This is a genomic window from Marinobacter alkalisoli (assembly GCF_045449855.1).
Lineage (GTDB): Bacteria > Pseudomonadota > Gammaproteobacteria > Pseudomonadales > Oleiphilaceae > Marinobacter.
This window is the reverse complement of sequence record NZ_JBJJLC010000061.1, coordinates 14922-30292: the sequence shown is the minus strand read 5'-3', so window position 1 is coordinate 30292 and position 15371 is coordinate 14922. Positions and strand designations below refer to the sequence as shown.

Annotated in this window: 13 protein-coding genes; 9 read left to right on the top strand and 4 right to left on the bottom strand. The window is 60.2% G+C overall.

Translation table 11 applies throughout. The annotated features are described in order from the left end of the window. From nuoJ to nuoN, 5 genes are read left to right on the top strand one after another with little or no spacing between them, the layout of a single operon-like run. Complete coding sequence (nuoJ, locus tag ACJO5Y_RS20280) at positions 1 to 519, top strand: NADH-quinone oxidoreductase subunit J (protein WP_406989695.1); 519 nt, start codon at positions 1 to 3, stop codon at positions 517 to 519. Further along, on the top strand, positions 519 to 827 hold the full coding sequence (nuoK, locus tag ACJO5Y_RS20275) for an NADH-quinone oxidoreductase subunit NuoK (RefSeq protein ID WP_406989693.1): 309 nt from the start codon (positions 519 to 521) through the stop codon (positions 825 to 827). Before nuoJ ends, nuoK begins: the two co-directional genes overlap by 1 nt. Beyond that, on the top strand, positions 824 to 2698 hold the full coding sequence (gene nuoL / locus ACJO5Y_RS20270) for an NADH-quinone oxidoreductase subunit L (protein WP_406989691.1): 1875 nt from the start codon (positions 824 to 826) through the stop codon (positions 2696 to 2698). The genes nuoK and nuoL overlap by 4 nt, the downstream gene beginning before the upstream one ends. After that, positions 2695 to 4224 (top strand): NADH-quinone oxidoreductase subunit M, encoded by a 1530-nt coding sequence (gene nuoM / locus ACJO5Y_RS20265; protein WP_406989690.1) that lies wholly within the window; start codon positions 2695 to 2697, stop codon positions 4222 to 4224. Before nuoL ends, nuoM begins: the two co-directional genes overlap by 4 nt. Beyond that, positions 4221 to 5657 (top strand): NADH-quinone oxidoreductase subunit NuoN, encoded by a 1437-nt coding sequence (nuoN, locus tag ACJO5Y_RS20260; protein ID WP_406989756.1) that lies wholly within the window; start codon positions 4221 to 4223, stop codon positions 5655 to 5657. The genes nuoM and nuoN overlap by 4 nt, the downstream gene beginning before the upstream one ends. Here nuoN and ACJO5Y_RS20255 read toward each other — a convergent pair. From ACJO5Y_RS20255 to ACJO5Y_RS20245, 3 genes are all read right to left on the bottom strand, one after another. Further along, positions 5654 to 6964 carry an NAD(P)/FAD-dependent oxidoreductase gene (locus ACJO5Y_RS20255; protein WP_406989689.1) on the bottom strand — a complete coding sequence of 437 codons (1311 nt, stop codon included), beginning with the start codon at positions 6962 to 6964 and terminating at the stop codon, positions 5654 to 5656. The two genes, nuoN and ACJO5Y_RS20255, sit on opposite strands and share 4 nt — an antisense overlap. Positions 6965 to 7148: 184 nt before the next feature. Further along, on the bottom strand, positions 7149 to 7754 hold the full coding sequence (locus ACJO5Y_RS20250) for a TetR/AcrR family transcriptional regulator (protein WP_406989688.1): 606 nt from the start codon (positions 7752 to 7754) through the stop codon (positions 7149 to 7151). A gap of 80 nt (positions 7755 to 7834) precedes the next feature. Further along, positions 7835 to 9943, bottom strand: a complete 2109-nt coding sequence (locus ACJO5Y_RS20245) for a 4Fe-4S binding protein (protein WP_406989686.1) — start codon at positions 9941 to 9943, stop codon at positions 7835 to 7837. A gap of 107 nt (positions 9944 to 10050) precedes the next feature. Here ACJO5Y_RS20245 and ACJO5Y_RS20240 point away from each other — a divergent pair, with 107 nt between their 5' ends. Beyond that, the gene (locus tag ACJO5Y_RS20240; RefSeq protein ID WP_406989685.1) at positions 10051 to 10611 is read left to right on the top strand and encodes an LOG family protein; all 561 of its coding nucleotides are present in this window, start codon (positions 10051 to 10053) and stop codon (positions 10609 to 10611) included. An 11-nt stretch (positions 10612 to 10622) separates the two neighbouring features. Here the strand turns inward: ACJO5Y_RS20240 and ACJO5Y_RS20235 are convergent, their stop codons facing one another. Then, complete coding sequence (locus ACJO5Y_RS20235; RefSeq protein WP_406989755.1) at positions 10623 to 11363, bottom strand: spermidine synthase; 741 nt, start codon at positions 11361 to 11363, stop codon at positions 10623 to 10625. Positions 11364 to 11546: 183 nt separating this feature from the next. Between ACJO5Y_RS20235 and ACJO5Y_RS20230 the strand changes: the two genes are divergently transcribed. The 3 genes from ACJO5Y_RS20230 (at position 11547) to ACJO5Y_RS20220 (ending at position 15361) form a co-directional block, all read left to right on the top strand. Further along, a complete protein-coding gene (locus tag ACJO5Y_RS20230) occupies positions 11547 to 12170 on the top strand; it encodes a YbhB/YbcL family Raf kinase inhibitor-like protein (RefSeq protein ID WP_406989684.1) in 624 nt (207 codons plus the stop codon). A gap of 143 nt (positions 12171 to 12313) precedes the next feature. Continuing rightward, positions 12314 to 13165, top strand: coding sequence for a UDP-2,3-diacylglucosamine diphosphatase (locus ACJO5Y_RS20225; RefSeq protein ID WP_406989682.1), 852 nt, complete (start codon positions 12314 to 12316; stop codon positions 13163 to 13165). A gap of 63 nt (positions 13166 to 13228) precedes the next feature. Further along, complete coding sequence (locus tag ACJO5Y_RS20220; protein WP_406989680.1) at positions 13229 to 15361, top strand: TonB-dependent receptor; 2133 nt, start codon at positions 13229 to 13231, stop codon at positions 15359 to 15361. Positions 15362 to 15371: the final 10 nt, after the last annotated feature.

Here is a 15371-nt window from a genome sequence, read left to right as displayed (position 1 = left end):
ATGGAACTGGCATTTTATCTGAGTGGGCTGGTGGCGGTACTGGCCACCGTGGGTGTGATTACCGGCAAGAACCCGGTGCATGCGGTGGTGTACCTGATTGTGTCGCTGATTGCCGTGGCGCTGGTGTTTTTTGCTCTGGGCGCGCCGTTTGCCGGCGCCCTGGAAATCATTGTCTATGCCGGCGCCATCATGGTCCTGTTCGTGTTTGTGGTGATGATGCTCAACCTGGGCCCGGACGAAGACAGCGACAGCGCGGGCTGGCGCCACCCGCGCCACTGGCTTGGCCCCTCAATACTGGCAGCCATCCTCCTGGCTGTGCTGGTGACCCTGCTGATACGGGGTGACATGGCACAGGTCATTGAGGGCGACCTGCTGACCGCACGGTCGGTGGCCCTGACCCTGTTCGGGCCCTGGCTCATGGTGGTTGAGCTGTCGGGGCTGCTGCTACTGGGGGCTCTGATTGTAGCCTCTCATGTCGGGCGTCGTTCGAATCCATTACGGAACAGGAGTGGTCACTGATGTCGGGCATCCCGGTGGAGCACGGCCTGATCCTGGCTGCCATTCTTTTTGTGCTGGGCCTGGCGGGGCTGATGCTGAGACGGAACATGCTGTTCGTACTGATGAGCCTGGAGGTCATGCTGAATGCGGCGGCCCTTGCCTTTGTCGTGGGTGCCACGGCCTGGAACCAGCCCGATGGCCAGGCCATGTTTCTGCTGGTGATTACCCTGGCGGCTGCTGAAGCAGCGGTGGGGCTGGCACTGATGATTCAGCTCTACCACCGGGTGCGATCCCTGAACCTGGATCTGGCCAGCAGGATGCGAGGATGATGGCGTTAGCCGTTACTCTGTCGTTTACGTTTCCCCTGATCGGTACCCTGTTGCTGGCGTTTTCCGGTGGTCGTCTGGGGCCCCGTCTGACCACCGTGATCGGTGTCGCCAGTATCGGACTGGCGGCGCTGGCAACGGCCTGGGCGATTGCCCTCCACGCAGGCGGCGACGACACTCTGCGCTTTACGCTCTGGACCTGGATCGAGGCGGGGGCGTTCAGGCCTACCATCGGTCTGGCGGTGGATGGCCTGGCCCTGGTGATGATGGCGGTCATTACCGGCGTCGGTTTTTTCATCCACCTGTTCGCCGCCTGGTACATGGCGGGGGATGCCGGGGTCACCCGCTTCTATGCCTGGATGAACCTGTTCGTCTTCAGCATGCTGATCCTGGTGCTGGGGGATAACCTGTTGCTGCTGTTCCTGGGCTGGGAAGGTGTGGGGCTATGCAGTTACCTGCTCATCGGCTACTACTATCAGGACCAAGCCAACGGCCGAGCTGCGTTCAAGGCGTTTGTGGTGACCCGGATCGGGGATGTGTTTCTGGCTCTGGGCCTGTTCCTGATCTTCCGGGATCTGGGCACCCTGAATATTCAGCAGGTGATGGTCCGGGCCTCCGAGGTCTGGTCGGCAGGAGATCCCACTGTCAGCCTGGTTGCGCTGCTGGTGCTCGGCGGGGCCCTGGGCAAATCGGCCCAGGTGCCGCTGCATACCTGGTTGCCGGACGCCATGGCGGGCCCGACCCCGGTTTCTGCGCTGATCCACGCGGCCACCATGGTGACCGCCGGGGTCTACCTGATTGCACGGCTGAATGGCATTTTCCTGCTGGCACCGGATGTGCTCTGGCTGGTCGGTGTGATCGGCGCTGTTTCGCTGCTGCTGGCCGCGTTTGCCGCTCTCGCCCAGACCGACATCAAGCGGATTCTGGCCTATTCCACCATGAGCCAGATCGGCTACATGTTTCTGGCGCTCGGGGTCGGGGCGTTTGACGCGGCCATTTTCCATCTGGTCACCCACGCCTTCTTCAAGGCGCTGTTGTTTCTGTCGGCCGGTGCCGTGATCACCAGTTGCCACCACGAGCAAGACATGGCCAGACTGGGCGGCCTGCGAAAGCGCCTGCCGGTCGCCTATGGTGGCTTTCTGGTGGGCGGCGCGGCCCTGGTGGCCCTGCCTCTGGTGACGGCTGGCTTCTACAGCAAGGATGAAATTCTTTGGCAGGCGCTGGCTTCCGGCCAGCAGGGGCTTTTGCTGGCGGGCCTTCTGGGCGCGTTTCTGACCTGTATTTACACGGTACGGTTGATTATTGGTACCTTCCATGGCGACTGTGGCAGCGACAACGCCCGTAACGCCGAACCGGGGACCAACCCGTTGACCCACCACCTGCCTCTACTGGTGCTGGCGCTGCTGTCCACTGTCCTGGGCGCCTGGCTTTATCCGCATCTCAGCGGCCTGTTCCCGGCGCCGCCCGGAGCCAGCGCCGAGGCCAGTCACACCCTGCTCCAGATACTGGCTATCAGCACCGTGATTGCGGGTCTGGCAACGGCGGGCTGGCTGTTTCTGGCCCAGCCCCAGTGGCTGCGGCGCCAGGCCGGTCAGGGGCTGGGCGCCCTGTTGTGGTCGCTGTGGCACCGGGCCTGGGGATTTGATGCCCTGTATGACCGGCTTCTGGTCAGGCCCTGGCAGCATCTGGTTCGGATGCTGAGGTACGACCTGGTGAACATGACACTCAACCTGCTGGCATTGTTGGCCAAACTCCTCAATGGTGGGCTGGTGCGGGCCCAGAACGGCCGGGTCCGGAGCTACGCGACAGCGATGATTCTGGGTGCCACGGTGATTCTGCTGGCGCTGGTACTGCTCCCGGGGGTTGTCGCATGATCCTGGTCTGGCTGATTCTGATTCCTTTTCTGGGCGGCCTCTTGTGCTGGCAGGCGGATCGCTGGGGCGAGCAGGCGCCACGGTGGATTGCCCTGGCGACCATGCTGTTTGTGCTGGTGATCAGCCTCTGGCTGTGGGTTACAGGGGACTTTGCTTTCCCCCAGGGGGCCCAGAACCAGTGGCTGCTGGAATGGCGAACGCCCTGGATTCCCCGCTTCGGCGTTGAGGTGCACCTCGCCATAGACGGCCTGTCGCTGATCCTGGTGGCCCTCACCGGTTTCCTCGGCGCGCTGGCCGTGCTGTGTTCCTGGCACGAGATCACCCATCGCATCGGTTTCTTTCACCTGAACCTGTTGTGGATCCTGGGCGGTGTCGTGGGGGTTTTCCTGGCGCTGGACCTGTTTCTGTTTTTCCTGTTCTGGGAAATGATGCTGGTGCCTATGTATTTCCTGATCGCGCTCTGGGGCCACAGCGGCTCGCCGGGGCATACCCGCATTCGTGCTGCCACCCGTTTCTTCATATACACCCAGGCCAGCGGGCTGTTGATGCTGGTGGCGATTCTGTCGCTGGTGTTTATCCACTTCAGTAACAGCGGCGAGTGGACGTTCAACTATAACGTTCTGCGCCAGGCGGACGTGCCCGAGGCGATGGCGCCCTGGCTGATGCTGGGCTTTTTTGTCGCATTTGCCGTCAAACTGCCGGTGGTACCCTTCCATGGCTGGCTGCCAGACGCCCATGCCCAGGCCCCGACCGCCGGCAGTGTCGATCTGGCGGGCATCCTGCTGAAAACCGCGGCTTACGGCATGCTTCGCTTTGGCCTGCCGTTGTTCCCGGAAGAATCCCGGGCCTTTGCGCCGGTGGCCATGACACTGGGCCTGATCGGTATCATCTATGGCGCGGTGCTGGCGTGCGGCCAGCAGGACATCAAGCGGCTGATTGCCTACACCAGTATTTCCCACATGGGTTTTGTGCTGATTGCCATCTACTCCGGCTCGGAACTGGCGATTCAGGGTGCGGTGGTGCTGATGGTCGCGCACGCCTTCTCATCGGCCGGTCTGTTTATCTTGAGCGGGCAGATATATGAACGCATCCATACCCGCGATATGCGCACCATGGGTGGCCTCTGGGGTCGGATGCCGGTCTTGCCGGGCTTTACCCTGTGCTTCGTCGCGGCCTCCCTGGGCATGCCGGTAACGGCCAACTTCGTGGGCGAATTCATGATCCTGTTCGGTACCTTTCCAACCGCCCCGGTGGTTGTGGTGATTGCCAGTGCCGGGCTGGTGCTTGCGGCTATCTATTCCCTGATCCTGATGCAGCGGGTGCATTTCGGCCCCGTGTACCGGCAGGGCGCGCTGGCGGGGCCGGATTGGCGGGAGTACTTCATGATGCTGACCCTGCTGGCGCTGATGATTCTGGTCGGGCTCTATCCCCAGCCCTTACTGGACGCCACCGCCGGTCTGTCCGGCGCCACTGCTGAGCTGTTTGCCGGAGAAAGCCTGGCCAAGGTTTCCGGGGAGGCGCGCTGATGCTGACGACCGCGCACCTTGTCACGGTACTGCCCCTGATCATTGTCGCTTCGACGGCGGTGATCGTCATGCTCGGGGTTGCCTGGCAGCGGAATCACGCGGTTACCGCCCTGGTCTCGGCGGCGGGCCTGGTTTTTGGCCTGTTGGCGCTGCCCCTGACGTTTCCGGCGACAAGCTCCCCGCCTCTGATGCAGGTGGATGGGTTGGCGGTCATGGCTGGCACGTTGATCCTGGTTTCCGCGCTGGTGACGGTGATCCTGAGCCATCATTACCTGACCGGCTACATCGGGCCGAAGGATGAGTTTTATCTGCTGCTGTTGTGCGCCACTGCCGGTGCCCTGGCGCTGGTGGCCAGCAACCACCTGGCGATGCTGTTTATCAGCCTGGAGCTTCTGTCCATGCCCTTGTACGGCATGCTGGCTTACAGCTTTCGCGCCGAGCGCTCTTTGGAGGCGGGTATCAAGTATCTGCTGTTGTCGGCTGCGGCAACGGCGTTCCTGCTGTTTGGTATGGCGCTGATCTATGCCCGCACAGGTTACCTGGATCTGGAGGGTGTGGCCGGAGCGCTGGTGCAGGCACCGGATGCCTGGATGCTCGCCGGCGCTGCACTGATGGTGGTGGGGCTGGGTTTCAAGCTGTCCGTGGTGCCCTTCCACCTGTGGACACCCGACGTTTATCAGGGTGGCCCGGCGCCCGCCACCATCTTCCTGGCCACCGTCAGCAAGCTGGCTGTGTTCGTCGTGCTGTTAAGGATAGTGCTGGCGGCACCGTTCTTCAGCAGTGAGTGGCTGCAGACCCTGTTTACGGTACTGGCCCTGCTGACCATGTTGGGGGGTAATCTTCTGGCCCTGTTCCAGGCCAATCTCAAGCGGCTGTTGGGCTATTCGTCCATCGCCCATTTCGGTTATCTGCTGGTGGCGATTGTCGCCAGCAATACCCTGGCCATGGAAACCACGGGGGTGTACCTGATCACCTATCTGGTCACCACCCTGGCGGCTTTCGGCGTGGTCACCCTGGTTTCAAGTCCGTTTGGCGGCGAAGATGCTGACGGATTACCGGTATATCGGGGTCTGTTCTGGCGCCGGCCTTACCTGGCGGCGGTGATGACGGTCAGTTTCCTGTCACTGGCGGGCATTCCGTTAACCGCGGGCTTTATCGGGAAGTTCTACGTGATTGCCCTGGGCGTTGCCGACAGCCGCTGGTGGCTGGTGGGCGGGGTTGTCGCAGGCAGTGCCATCGGCCTGTACTACTACCTGCGGGTGATGGTGACCCTGTACCTGCCGGAACCCGGTATGCGTCGCCGGGATGTCACCAACGATTGGGGCAGTCGCATTGGCGGCCTGACCCTGATGGCCCTGGCCGTGGTGATTCTCGTGCTTGGTATCTACCCCGCCCCGATGATTGACTGGGTTCAGCGGCTGAGCACCGGTTAGTGCAGTTTGAGCCGCGGCTGCATGGCGCGGCTGATCTTGTCCATCAGCCAGATAACGCCGGTCCTCAGGAATCCGTGCAGGGCGACCTGATGCATGCGGTACAGGGAAACGTAAAACAGGCGTGCGACCTTGCCCTCGATGTACATGCCACGACCGGACAGGTTACCCATCAGGTTGCCAACGGTGGTGTAGTGGCTGAAATTGATCAGTGAACCGTGATCATTGTAGACAAAGGGAATGGCCTCTTTGCTTTCCAGGCGATTACAGAGCGTCTTGAACAATACATCCGCTTGCTGATGGGCGGCCTGGGCCCTGGGGGGGACCGGCCTGTCGGAATCCGGTTGGGGGCAGGCGGCACAGTCGCCCAGGGCAAAAATACTGCTGTCACGGGTGGTTTGCAGGGTCTGCTCCACCACCAGCTGGTTGCCCCGGTTCACTTCGAGCCCGTCGAGCTCCGCGAGGAAGCCAGGCGCCTTGATGCCAGCGGCCCAGATGGTCATTTCCGAAGGCAGCTCGGTGCCGTCCTTCATCACAATGCTCTGCTTACGCACTTCGCTCACCGGTTGTCCGGTCATGACCTTGACACTTTGCCGCCCCAGTTCACGGGTCGCGGCGGCGGACAGGCGTTCGGGCAGTGCCGGCAGGATACGGTCCGCCGCTTCGATGACAGAAATCGATACATCCGATGCCTGCAGGCGGTTCATGCCAAATACCGGTAACTCCCGCGAGGCCAGGCGCAGTTCCGCCGCCAGTTCCACGCCGGTGGCTCCGGCACCGATGATGGTAATCGGCAGTTCGTGAGTCTGGCCCTGATTGGCGTCGTGGTTCTTGCGCAGGAAAGCATTGAGCAACAGGTTATGGAAACGGCGTGCCTGTGTCAGGCTGTCCAGGAACAGGCAGTGCTCCTGGGCGCCGGGGGTGCCGAAATCGTTGGCGGTACTGCCGACAGCCATCACCAACGTGTCATAGCTGATGCGACGCTCCGGAACCACTTCCACGCCTTCTTCATCATGAAACGGCGCGATCACCAGCTGTTTGGCGTCACGATCCAGTCCGCTCATGCAGCCAAGCTGGAACTCGTAATGGTGCTTTTGAGCGTGGGCGCGGTAGTTGATCTCGTTGGCACTGGCATCGAGTGATCCGGAGGCCACTTCATGGAGCAGGGGTTTCCAGACATGGGTCAGTCCGGCATCCACCAGGGTAATGCGCGCCCTGCGTTTTTTGCCAAGCTTGTTACCCAGGCTGGTGACGAGCTCAAGACCGCCGGCGCCACCGCCGACCACGACAATGTGATGAAGATTATCCATAACAGTCAGACCTTTAAGTGAAGAGAGCCAAGCGCTCTCAGGCCCAAAACGCTTGGCTGTCCTCACTGGGATTCTGTGAAAGGTAGGGTGCTAACGCAGCCGGATTAATACTAACGCGGAGAGGCCAGCAGGTACAATTGGACCTATGTCCCCCATCCCCTTACGTCACGTCTCCGGGGCTTGCTCAGTGGTGAGTACGGTATCCATCAAGGATGGCGGCCATGTCGTCCCCCAGGGCCTGTAACTGTGCCGCCGTCAGGCCCCTTTCGGCCATCGCACGCAGTGCCATGATCTGGGCCTGGAGCAACCTGGCCAGGCGACTGCAATCCGCGGTTGAGACCAACTCTCCCCGGCCTTTCGCCTGCTCCAGGGCGGCTTTCAGGGAATGTTCAATGGCAGAAAGAATGCGGTTGGCCTGGGCGGCCAGCGCACTGTGGGTGTTGCTGGACTCCAGCAGGGTTTTTACGATCATGCAGGCCCGTGAGGGCGCCTCTGTATCGGGGCCGCAGCTGGCGGCAATAGCGCGCAGGTAATCCTGAAGGCCGTCCACGATGGAATCGTACGGCTCAAGGTGCGCTGCCATTTCCCGACCGCCCTGTTCTGCGTAGGAGGCCAGCGCTTCCGAAAACAGCCCGTCCTTGCTGCCGAAGGTGGCGTAAATGCTGCCGGGGCGCATATCCAGGGCGTGCTCAATCTGTTTCATGGAGCTGCCGTGATAGCCCTTCTCCCAGAACAGGCCGACGGCCTTTTCCAGGGCAGTTTTTCTGTCATAGCGTGCATGTCTGGCCATAGCTGCAATCCGCGGGCATCTGTACTTGAATAGTCATTCAATGATAACCGGATTGGTGATTCAGTAACAAACTGGCAGGTTCAGCCCGCATCCGTGGCCAGTATATTGGCCTGCCTTTCGCGCTTCTTGTTCTGTACCCGCTTGTCCACGCATTGCTCCGCGTCCCGCAGAATAACCACACATTCCAGGCACTGGATACATTCATCGTAATCCACCCGACCATCCTTGCGGATGGCGTTAACGCCGCACTCGTTCTTGCAGTGCTGGCAGGGGTTGCCGCACAGCTCGACCCGATCCAGCCAGTTGAACAGCCGGAACCGGCCCAGCACCGCCAGACCGGCGCCCAGTGGGCACAGGTACCGACAATAGAACTTGTGGATGAACATGCCGATCACCAGCAGCCCCACCGCATACACCACAAACGGCCAGTAGCGGACAAAGAACAGGGTGATGCTGGTCTTGAAGGGCTCCACTTCCGCCAGTTGTTCCGCCAGGGTCAGTGAATGGAAGGCAGTGCCGACCAGCCCCAGGAGAATAGGGTACTTGATCAGAATCAGTCGGCGGTGCCAGTGCTCAGGCACCCTGACCTGTCTGAATTTCAGTTTCCCGCCCAGCCAGGCGGCCATTTCCTGCAGAGCTCCGAACGGACAAAGCCAGCCGCAGAACAGGCCCCGCCCCCAGATAAACAGGGTGATGAAGGTGTAGGTCCAGAGGATGAAAATCACCGGGTCCAGCAGGAATACGTCCAGTGAGAAGTCGTCCTGGACAGCCAGGAACAGCGTGTAGATATTCACCACCGAGAGCTGGCCCTGGGCATAAAAACCGATAAAGGACAGCGTGAAAAACAAGAAGCCCCAACGGAACCGGTGCACCAGCCGTGGGTGGCGGCTGAGGGACTTCTGTCTGGCGAAAAACACCGTGAGTACAGCAAGACCGGCCACCAGAAGTGAGATCTGCCACCAGCGTTCCTTCCACAGACCGATCCACACCGGTTCCCGTGAGTCTTCCGGAGACGCGGCAATGTCGACAGTCTCGAACATGTCGCCATTGAACCGGACGGGAATGTCCAGGGTCGTGCGATCGATCATCAAGTGATTGCGTGCCAGCTCGACATTGAGCTTCAGTTCGGCTTCCGCGCCCGGGTTGAAGCCTGTGCTGCCACCCACCCGGAACAGGTTGCTGGCGTCGAAGGACGGCATTCCGACGGCCTGAAACTCCAGGTTCCTGTCCAGAAGGTCGAGGTCCCGGATTTCTATGGCGAGGTTATTCTGGATCAGGCCCAGGCGGTCCGGTGGGCTTCCGGGTACGAAGTCTTCCGCAACGTGCAGGAACTTCCCCCGCGACAGGATGGCGAGAATCTGGACGCCGTCTTCCAACCTGGCCATCAATTGTCTGTAGCCATCGTCGCCCAGCAGGTTGCGACCGACAATGGGCGCGTTGATGTAACCAAAATACAGCTCGCTGAAGGGTTCCCCCTCTGGCCGCTCCAGATCCCCGGAGTAGTCCGACAGGGGACGACCGACCCGGTTTTCAATGGTGGCTGCGTTCACCCGCCAATGGCCGATGTAGCCCCGGTCAATCAGTTGCTGCCAGGACAGCGGCTCATAGACGTCCGGCTTTGCCCGTGTCGGAGTTGCCTGGGCGAAACCCTCCAGTTTTTTGCGTGCGACCTGCAATGCCGAAGACAGGACAGTATCGTTGAGAATCAGCACAGACACCGTAGCCTTGCTGACCCCGTCAAAGTGCACTACGTTGCCGCTGGTATCCCGACCCGAGCGGCGGGAATTGGAGGTGCTGACGATGATCTGCTCCCGCAGTGAACGGCCCTTATATTGCTCGGTGAACTCGAACAGTGGTTCCTCACCCAGGCCGTGGAGAAACACCGGCTCATGGTGATGCAATACCCGGACACCGGTGAACCGGCCCCGGGTGTCCAGCCCGATCAGCAGTCTGATCGGCTTGCCGGCAAAACCCTGCAAGCGGGTAAAGTCGGTGGACTCATAGGCATAGCCCAGCAGTTCCTGGAGCTGGTACACCGGGTATACGGGAAAGTCCGGCAACTGGTCCCGGATAACGGTTGCTGGGGGGAACAGCTCCTGGATCAGTGCCTCCCTGTCCCCGGAAAGCTCCGCATGGGCCGTGGTCATCAGGGACAGACAGACAACAAGGAACACGATGCGCCCGGCCATGGGGTACTCCTGCGGTTCTTGTTGTTTAAACTTCCATGCTAGAGTTTTCGGCGGTCGGCTCAATGCGACCTCGGAGCCACCTGACTGCTACTTTGTGAGGAGATTGGATGAAAATCGCGGTTTATTGCGGGTCCAGGACCGGAAATGACCCTGTATATGCCAACAAGGTCCGGGAGCTGGGCACTTTTTTCGGACGTAACGGCGCCGATGTGGTTTTTGGTGGCGGCCACGTCGGGCTGATGGGGATCGTCGCCGACTCGGTGCTGGAGTCCGGCGGCAAGGTCTATGGCGTGATTCCGGAGCATCTGCGTGACCGGGAGCTGGCCCACAGCGGCTTGACGGAACTGCATGTGGTCAGGGACATGCATGAGCGCAAGGCGAAAATGGCGGAGCTGGCGGATGGCTTTGTCGCCCTACCTGGCGGTATCGGCACCCTCGAGGAAATATTCGAGGCCTGGACCTGGGGGCAGCTGGGTTTTCACCACAAGCCTTGCGCGCTCTACAATGTGAATGGCTTCTACGATCCGTTGCTGTCCATGGCCGCTACCATGGAGCGGGCGGGGTTCCTGAAGCAGGATTACATCGACATGCTCATTACCGCAGATGATCCGGCCACCCTGCTGGACCAGATGAGACATTATCAACCGCCCCGGGAAAAATGGTCCTGACCCAGATCCGGTTACAGCCGGCTGACCCGGGTCATCAGCTTACGCCAATTGATGGGCAGGCGTTTTTCCAGCTCCGCCAGCAGCGGGTCCTTTGAGTGGAGGGCGTCGAAGGGGCGCTTGCTGGCGTAGATGACCGTGTTGTTGCTTTTGCTTCTGAACATCAGCAACACCGCAAAGTGTTTTTTCAGCTGGCGAAAATAGGGTCCTTCCGGATCCGGGGTGCGGTGGTAATTCAGTGCCAGCCAGCCGCTGTCGGTCAGGGCCCGGCTGCATTCATCCACAAAATGACGCTGGGCCTGGGCCGGGCTCATGCGGTCGGCGTTGTAGAGGTCCGCCAGGATCATATCGGTACCGGCGTCCGGCAGGGCGTCCAGGGCATTGCGTGCATCGGCAATGGTGATGGTCAGGCGATCGCTGTCGGGTAAACTGAAAAATTCCCGGGCCACGTCCACAACCGCCGGTCTCAGCTCGACGGCGTGAATCCGGCAATCCGGGTACAAGTGATGGAACGCATTCACCATGACCCCGCCACCGAGTCCCAGCACCGTGACATGCCGGGGTCTGGCAAACGCCGCCGGCAGCATCATGGCGCGGTTGTATTCGTGTACCGGGAGGTGGGGCTGGCGGCGATCAATCTTGCTTTGCTCAAACACCGAGTCAAAGGTCAGGACTCGGTGTTTGCGGTAGTCGATCACCAGGATGCCGCCCAGGGCATCCCGAGTATGGTGAATGATCTCGCCTTGGTGGAACATGCAGTATGACTGTCGCTCGGGCTGGTGTGACTGGCCGGGATTCCGGTTCTGTGTTCGCACTGGTGAGGTCTGTTAATCTGGACAGACGTACAACACCACTGTTAAAACCTTTTTATCACAGTACGGACGTATTCGGGACACAGTCACTGAGATAAAGGTCAACCATCAACAGGAGGCAACACCGTGAAACTAGAGGTTCGAGGCATAGAGGAAGGTCAGCCAATCCCTGAAAAATTCGCGTTTGGCGTCTACAGCCAGGAAGACCACATGAGTTTCGGCCCCAACCGGAATCCGGAAATCAGCTGGGAAGACGCACCGGAAGGTACCCGGAGCTTCGTGATCATGATGTTTGATCCTGACGTGCCGAGTGTGGCGGATGATGTGAACCAGGAGGGCAAGACGGTTTCAAAGGACATCCCGCGGGTGGACTTTTTCCACTGGTTGCTGGTGGACGTTCCCGCCGCCACAAACCGGATTCCCGAGGGTGAGGACAGCGATGGCGTCATTCCCAAGGGCAAGGCACCCGGCCCGGGCCCGATCGGTATCCGGGGGGTGAACAACTACACCCAGTTCCTGGCCGGAAACCCCGATATGGCTGGCACCTATGCCGGTTATGATGGACCCTGCCCGCCCTGGAACGATGAGATCCTTCACCATTACCACTACGAAGTCCATGCACTGGATATTGAGAGCCTGGGCCTGGATGGTGAATTCGATGGCAGCGATGTGCGTGAAGCCATGGCAGGCCATGTGCTGGCCAGCGCCAGGGTGACCGGGACCTACACCCTGAATCCGGATCTGCGTTAATCTGACCCGGGCTGGCGGCGTGCTCCGGATTGTGGGGCACGCTGTCCTCGGGCGTCTTGAAAACGTCGTCTCGCTGTCATGTTCCTGTCACCCACCTTTGTGACAGTAGCCCTATCCAGCATGGCTGAAGGGTGGGAGACGAAATGTGGAACTACCGGAGCGTGTTCATTTCCGATGTGCACCTGGGGACGGCGGATTGTCAGGCGGACTATCTGCTGGATTTCCTCAACAACGTCCGTTGCGAGACCCTCTATCTGGTCGGGGACATTGTTGACCTGATTGCCATGCAGCGGCGTGTACATTTTCCCGAGTCCCATCAGGCAATTATCCACAAACTTCTGGAGCTGGCCGCGACCGGTACCCGGGTGGTGTATGTGCCGGGCAATCACGATGAATTTGTCCGTCGCTTCTGTGGCCAGACCATTTCCGGTATCGACATCCGCTACAAAGCGGTCCACAACACAACCGATGGCCGGCGATTCCTGGTCTGCCACGGTGACCAGTTTGATCAGGTGGTGCGCTGCAGCCCGCTGATGCTATTGGTGGGGGACCGTGCCCACGGACTCCTGCTGCGGCTCAACCGCTGGTTTAACGCCTGGCGCCGGCTCAACGGCAAGCCCTACTGGTCGCTGGCGGCCTGGGTCAAAAGCCGTATCGGCAAGGCACGCACCTTCATCCGCCGTTTCGAACTGGCCGCCCTGACCGCTGCCGAGCGGGGCCACTATGACGGCTTTATCTGTGGTCACATTCACTCCGCCGGTTTCCTCAGAAGTGCCGAAGGCCTGTATTGCAACGACGGGGATTGGGTGGAGCACTGTACCGCGCTGGTGGAGCAGGCCGATGGCCAGCTGCAGCTGCTGCACTGGTCGGAGAATCCGTCCATCATCGCGACCGAACCGAACACCCCGGCTCCGGAAATGAGCGGCGACCAGCGCCCGGTGATTGATGTGCTGCCGGCGGCGTTCGTGGAGCAGGTGAACCGGGTGATGAACTAATCTGCTCGTTGCATTTCATAATGCGAATCGTTAGCATTTGCGTCTCATTAACCTGAGGTAATAATGCTTATGAATACTCCGGAGTCACGAGTCCTGCTTCTGGCCCTGACGATGGCTGTTCCCGGGACGGGGCTGGCGCAATCGCAGGCCGATAACTCCGCGGATGACAAGGCCGTCAGTCTGCCTGATCTGGTCATCACCGCGACCCGCAATAAAAGCACCGTTGGGGAAACGCCCCACAAAACCACCATCATCACCCGGGAACAGATTGAGCAGCAGCTGGCGATTTCCAATGATCCCGGAGAGGTTCTTGGCAACCTGATTCCCTCCTATTCACCGGGCCGGCAAAAACTCTCCAACGCCGGCGAGACCTTCCGGGGCAGATCACCGCTGTTTCTGGTAGACGGTGTACCCCAGAGCAATCCGCTGCGGGACAGTGCTCGCGACAGCTACACCATCGATCTGGAGTTGGTGGAGCGCATCGAGGTCATTCACGGGGCAAGTGCCGAGCACGGCCTCGGCGCTACTGGCGGTATCATCAACTTCGTGACCAAAAAGCCCGAGAGTGGTGCGATTAACCAATCGGTTTCCGCCAGTGTGACCACGGACGACGATGTGAAGTCCGATGGCCAGGGCTACAAGGTCGGTTATCGGGTCAGCGGTCAGCAGGACCGTTGGGACTATCTTGTCGGTGGCAGCTTCCAGGAACGCGGTGTGTTCTACGACGGCAAGGATCGTCTGGTGGGCGTGGCCTACCCGGGGGAAATCCAGAACTCCGAAAGTTATGACGTCCTCGCCAAGCTGGGTTACTGGCTGGATGATGACCAGAATATTGAGTTTTTCATCAACCGTTTCGAACTGGAAGGTAATGGCGACTATGAGCCGGTGCCCGGCGACCGTGCCAATGGTGTGCCCACCACGGCCCGCAAGGGCAATCCCGACGGAGATCCCGGTTATAACGAGGTAACCACGGCTCGTCTCTCATACTCCCACGGCAACTGGCTGGGCAATGAAGTTGACGCTCAGCTGTACAGCCAGACATTCCGGGCACAGTTTGCCACTACCCCGTTCTTTCCGTATCAGGACGCGGAGGGCAATGCCCGGTTTGACCAGACCCGTAACGAGTCCGACAAGCTTGGCGGTAAGTTCACCCTCACCCGGCGTGGTTTGCTGGATAACCGCCTGAACCTGACTGCGGGGCTGGACGTTCTCCAGGACGAAACCCAGCAGGATCTGGTGCACACCGGTCGCACCTACGTACCGGAATCCCGCTTCCGTAATTACGCTGTATTCCTGCAGGGTGATCTCGCGGTTACCGAGGATCTGACCCTGCATAGCGGTGTTCGTCATGAACAGGCTGAACTCAAGGTGGACACCTATAACACCATCGACCGCAGCAATGTTACCCAGGACAATGTCACGGTTCAGGGGGGTAACCCGGACTTTGAGGAAACCCTGTTCAATGCCGGTGTGGTCTATCAGTTGACCGACTGGGCCCAGGTGTTTGCCAATTACTCCGAAGGCTTTGGCATGCCGGATGTGGGACGGGTGCTCAGGGGGATCAGTGACCCGGGCCAGGACGTCGACAACCTGTTGCAGCTTCAGCCTATTGTGACCGACAACCGCGAGATCGGTACCCGATTCGACTGGGACCGTTATCACCTGGAAGTGAGCTACTATGAGTCGGACTCGGATTTCGGTGAGCGACTGACCGAGGAAAATGGCGTCTGGGTCGGCAACCGGGAAAAGACCGAGATCAAGGGTGTGGAAGTCACCGCCGACGCGGATCTGACCGCAGCGCACAACCTGGCATTTTCCTACTCCTACGCATCCGGCAAGTCCGACACCGATGGTGATGGCGACGTCGATACCAAGTTGAGCGGTATCAGTATCGCGCCGGAAACCCTGCGTCTGAGCTGGTCAGCGGCCTGGACCCAGGCATTTTCCAGCCACCTGCAGTTCAGCCAGTTCCTGGATCGCAATGTGGAAGGCGACGAGCTGGACTTCGACGGCTATGGCCTGCTGGATGGCACCGTGGCCTATAAAACCGGGGCGGGGAAAGTGTCCCTGGGCATTGAGAACCTGCTGGATAAAGACTACTTCACTTACTATTCCCAGGCCGCCCGGGTCAGTGACGAGTATTACTTCCAGGGGCGTGGCCGCACCATCACGCTGGGTTACCAGCTGGACTTCTGAAGACCTGCCA

Excerpts from the sequence above, each read along its gene's own strand:
- nuoJ (WP_406989695.1), top strand. The coding sequence starts at position 1 with ATGGAACTGGCATTTTATCTGAGTGGGCTGGTGGCGGTACTGGCCACC.
- nuoK (WP_406989693.1), top strand. The coding sequence starts at position 519 with ATGTCGGGCATCCCGGTGGAGCACGGCCTGATCCTGGCTGCCATTCTT.
- nuoL (WP_406989691.1), top strand. The coding sequence starts at position 824 with ATGATGGCGTTAGCCGTTACTCTGTCGTTTACGTTTCCCCTGATCGGT.
- nuoM (WP_406989690.1), top strand. The coding sequence starts at position 2,695 with ATGATCCTGGTCTGGCTGATTCTGATTCCTTTTCTGGGCGGCCTCTTG.
- ACJO5Y_RS20255 (WP_406989689.1), bottom strand. The coding sequence starts at position 6,964 with ATGGATAATCTTCATCACATTGTCGTGGTCGGCGGTGGCGCCGGCGGT.
- ACJO5Y_RS20250 (WP_406989688.1), bottom strand. The coding sequence starts at position 7,754 with ATGGCCAGACATGCACGCTATGACAGAAAAACTGCCCTGGAAAAGGCC.
- ACJO5Y_RS20245 (WP_406989686.1), bottom strand. The coding sequence starts at position 9,943 with ATGGCCGGGCGCATCGTGTTCCTTGTTGTCTGTCTGTCCCTGATGACC.
- ACJO5Y_RS20240 (WP_406989685.1), top strand. The coding sequence starts at position 10,051 with ATGAAAATCGCGGTTTATTGCGGGTCCAGGACCGGAAATGACCCTGTA.
- ACJO5Y_RS20235 (WP_406989755.1), bottom strand. The coding sequence starts at position 11,363 with ATGTTCCACCAAGGCGAGATCATTCACCATACTCGGGATGCCCTGGGC.
- ACJO5Y_RS20225 (WP_406989682.1), top strand. The coding sequence starts at position 12,314 with ATGTGGAACTACCGGAGCGTGTTCATTTCCGATGTGCACCTGGGGACG.
- ACJO5Y_RS20220 (WP_406989680.1), top strand. The coding sequence starts at position 13,229 with ATGCTTATGAATACTCCGGAGTCACGAGTCCTGCTTCTGGCCCTGACG.